Annotated in this window: 6 protein-coding genes; 3 read left to right on the forward strand and 3 right to left on the reverse strand. The window is 42.5% G+C overall.

Annotated elements, in window-relative coordinates:
- A partial coding sequence (locus AB3112_RS09340; RefSeq protein ID WP_367334366.1) for a transporter substrate-binding domain-containing protein occupies nucleotides 1–523 on the forward strand: 523 nt, incomplete at its 5' end.
- A 14-nt stretch (nucleotides 524–537) separates the two neighbouring features.
- Nucleotides 538–1,203 (forward strand): amino acid ABC transporter permease, encoded by a 666-nt coding sequence (locus tag AB3112_RS09345; RefSeq protein WP_057911077.1) that lies wholly within the window; start codon nucleotides 538–540, stop codon nucleotides 1,201–1,203.
- A 97-nt stretch (nucleotides 1,204–1,300) separates the two neighbouring features.
- Here AB3112_RS09345 and AB3112_RS09350 read toward each other — a convergent pair whose 3' ends face one another.
- Genes AB3112_RS09350 through AB3112_RS09360 form a run of 3 tightly spaced genes read right to left on the reverse strand, consistent with a single transcriptional unit; the run spans nucleotide 1,301 to nucleotide 2,852 of the window.
- Nucleotides 1,301–1,444: a hypothetical protein gene (locus AB3112_RS09350; RefSeq protein ID WP_179136550.1), complete on the reverse strand. Its 144-nt coding sequence runs from the start codon at nucleotides 1,442–1,444 to the stop codon at nucleotides 1,301–1,303.
- Between the two features lie 14 nt (nucleotides 1,445–1,458).
- The gene (locus AB3112_RS09355; RefSeq protein WP_367334367.1) at nucleotides 1,459–1,905 is read right to left on the reverse strand and encodes a GtrA family protein; all 447 of its coding nucleotides are present in this window, start codon (nucleotides 1,903–1,905) and stop codon (nucleotides 1,459–1,461) included.
- Entirely contained in the window at nucleotides 1,905–2,852 is a 948-nt protein-coding gene (locus tag AB3112_RS09360; protein ID WP_084974791.1) for a glycosyltransferase family 2 protein, read from the reverse strand. Before AB3112_RS09360 ends, AB3112_RS09355 begins: the two co-directional genes overlap by 1 nt.
- A 283-nt stretch (nucleotides 2,853–3,135) precedes the next feature.
- On the opposite strand from AB3112_RS09360, the gene wecB reads away from it, so the two are divergent.
- On the forward strand, nucleotides 3,136–3,776 hold a 641-nt coding region (gene wecB, locus AB3112_RS09365; protein ID WP_367334368.1), incomplete at its 3' end, for a non-hydrolyzing UDP-N-acetylglucosamine 2-epimerase.

Here is a 3,776-nt window from a genome sequence, read left to right on the forward strand (position 1 = left end):
ACAAAGGAAAAAGGAATTTGCATTATCGACGCCATATAAGCACTCGTTTAATAGTATTATTGTTCGAAAGAAAGATGATTCAGGCATTCATTCATGGGCCGATATTAAAGGCAAAAAAGCTGCTGGCGAGGCAGGGACCAATTACCAACGTCTTGCAAAGCAATTAGGTGCCAAGACGGTTAACTACAACAACGTTTCAAATGATGTTTATCTAAAAGATGTTGAAGCGGGTAAGACTGATTTGATCATGAATGATTATTACCTTCAAAAATTAGCGTTGGCTGCTGTTCCAAACAACACGTTGAAGATTATGCCAAATATGTACTTCACAACTAATGAAGACGGCAAGGGTGTTGGTATTTTGATGAAGAAGGGCAATACCAAGCTGCAAAAGCAGGTTGATAAGGCGCTTAAGGAATTGAAGAAGGATGGCACCCTCAAGAAGTTATCTGAGAAGTACTATCACGCAGACGTTACCAAGCAGCCCCACGTTCACATTTCAAAGACCTTTACCATTAAGTAGGGGTGGCGTTGCTGTTGGATATCATTAAATATTTGTCAATTCCAAATTTTTTCAATGCGCCACTGGCCGTGCGTTCGATTCCCCGCATTCTAGCGGGATTTCCGATGTCGATTGCGTTAACGGCGATCAGCTTTATTCTGGCGTTGATTTTGGGCCTGTTTCTGACGTTGGCTCAACTGAGCAAACGCAAATGGCTGCATTATCCGGCACGGGCATTCATCTCGTTTATGCGTGGGGTTCCGATGTTGGTCTTGCTGTTTATCATTTACTTTGGCTTTCGAGCCGACGCGCTTCCTGCGGCCGTCATTGCCTTTACGATTAACTGTAGTGCCTTTGTATCAGAAGTCTACCGGTCGTCGTTTAGCGCGGTTGATTATGGCCAATGGGAGGCAGCCTATTCACTTGGCTTGCCGTATCGAAAGGTCATTTCAAAAATTATCTTTCCGCAAGCCTTTCGAATTGCGATTCCGGCGTTGGGAAATATTTTACTTGATCTGTTCAAAGGAACTTCGCTGGCAGCAATGATTACGGTCAGTGAAATGTTCATGGACGCTCAGATTGTTGCCGGTGCAAATCAAGATTACATGACGATTTACATCACGATTGCGGTGATTTACTGGTTCTTCTGTTGGTTGATGACGATTGGCCAGACACAGCTGGAACATTCGTTGGCGAAATAAGAACACGAACTTAAAGGACCTGTCAGCAAAACTTATGTTTTGCCGACAGGCCCTTTTAGTATGATGCAAGAAATTTAAAAATCACTATCCAGCTCAATTACATCAGCATCTTTGCGATAACGGCCAAGATGACGATCATGACGACTGCCATCCCCAATAATTTAAAGCCGTCATTGACTGTGTAATAGCCCTTTGGAAATTCTTGTCGTTTCCGTCTTAATCCTTGTCGGTTAATTGGCATTTCCGCCACCGTCCTTATCGTGGTTGATTCTTGGTTGTCTTGTTCGTACTATTTTTGAAAACGGCCCATTTTGACCAAAAGTAATTCAAAATAATCACGACCACGTTTTCAAATATTTTAACTAAAATTTGATTTTGGTGCATCAATGAGATTCCGATCCAAAGCAGGATCCATTCAATCACCAGAGTGGCCACCCGACCGCCGAAAAATGACGTCATTTCTTTGAGGTCACTGACCAATGATTTAGAAGGGGAATGAAAGACGAATGCTTTGTTGGTTAAGTAGGCGAATAACACACTGACAACCCAGGCGATGAAATTATTGATCATGTAGTTCATCCCGGTAAATAAATGCAGCCCGGAAAAAATCAAAATGTTGACTGCAGTCGTTAAGACTCCCCAAAATAAATAGGCAATCACTTCTTGATATTGGTTATATAAGCTTTTTAACTTCTCAATCATTACCGTTTCTCCGCAATCACAAATTTAGGCCGGTGCTTGGTTTCCAGATAGATCTTGCCAACGTACGTGCCTAAAATTCCAAGACTGAACAATTGGACACCACTTAGGAATAAAATGATCGACACCATTGACGCCCATCCATTAACAGAACCACCAAAGAACAGGGCTCGAATGACGACAAAGAAGAGACCGATAATCGAAAGAACAAACGTCAAGCCACCCACAAACGTCGCCATTTTGAGAGGAACGTCAGAAAAATCGACAATTGCTTCCATCGAATATTCAAACAGCTGAATCAGTGACCAAGAGGTTTCACCGGCGGCTCGAGGAACACCCTCGTATTCCAAGTACTTGGTCTTAAAGCCCACCCAAGAAAACAGCCCCTTACTGAATCGATTGTATTCAGGCAGCTGTAGAATGGCATCGACATATTTGCGACTCATCAAGCGATAATCGCGGACGTTTTGTTTCATCTGCACCTTAGACATCTTATTGATGATTTTATAAAAACTGGCAGATAGAAATGCCCGAATCGGGTTTTGCTTTCGCGATGTTTGAACACAGCCAACCACGTCGTAATCCTGGTCGGGATCCTCTAAAATATCGACCATTTGTAACAACAGCTCAGGCGGATCCTGTAAGTCAACGTCCATGACGGCGACATAGTCTCCGTGTGCGTTGGCTAACCCGGCAGCAAATGCCGATTCCTTACCGAAGTTTCGTGAGAATGAGATGTAATGAACTTCGTCCGGATGGGCCGCGTTTAATTTGCGCATCACATCCAGTGTTTTGTCAGCCGAACCATCGTTGATGAAGAGGTAGTCGGGGTGGTACTGCTCTGTGTGGGATGCGTTTAATTTTTCAAACACGGCTTCTGTTGTGTCATAGAAAAGTTCAACCGTTGGCTCCTCGTTAAAACAAGGAACAATTAGACTGATCGTTTTCAAAATATTTCCTCCATAACGTGTCTTTTTGACTTTGCTTTTGTGGCCTTTTGTTGGTAAGCTTGAATTCGTTTGGATTGACTAAATTCAAGAACAATGCCGCCCGCTTGGAACTCACATTGAAGTATGTAAAGAGCATGTCAACGTAAAATGATGATTCACCTTCTATTTCAAAAATTTGAACATCTAACAAATTATACCATAGAGATTTTTTTACAAAATTAAGTCGTTATTAAGTTTCGTGTCATATTTGCTATAATGAATCACAATAAAGGAGAATTAATTGATGAAACCAATCAAAGTCATGTCGATTTTTGGCACCCGTCCAGAAGCAATTAAAATGGCGCCAATTATCCTGTTAATGCAACAACATTTAAACCAATTTCAGCCAATTACAGTGGTGACCGCGCAGCATCGAGAAATGTTGGATCAGGTTCTTGAGGTCTTTCACATTAACCCCGATTATGATTTAAACATCATGAAGCAGGGCCAAACGCTAAGTGACATTACGACTCGGGTCATCACAGAGTTGGACCCGATCATTGAAAAGGCGAATCCGGACATCATTTTAGTTCATGGTGATACGACCACGACCTTTGCGGCAAGCATCAGCGCGTTTTATCACCAAATTAAAGTCGGACACGTTGAAGCCGGTTTGCGGACATGGAACAAGTTATCGCCCTACCCAGAGGAAATGAATCGTCAATTAACAGATGTTCTGGCGGACTTATACTTTGCACCAACCCAGCTCAGCCGCAATAATCTCTTAAAGGAGAATCATCCTGACAAAAATATTTACGTGACCGGAAATACTGCGATTGACGCCCTTAAGCAGACCGTGACGGCCGATTATCAACACTCGGTATTTGATGAACTCAACCAAAATTCAAAGATGATCTTATTGACCATGCATCGCAGGGAAAACCA

Origin of the sequence: Lentilactobacillus sp. (assembly GCF_040773105.1) — a bacterium.
In the GTDB taxonomy this organism is placed as follows: Bacteria; Bacillota; Bacilli; order Lactobacillales; family Lactobacillaceae; genus Lentilactobacillus; species Lentilactobacillus parabuchneri.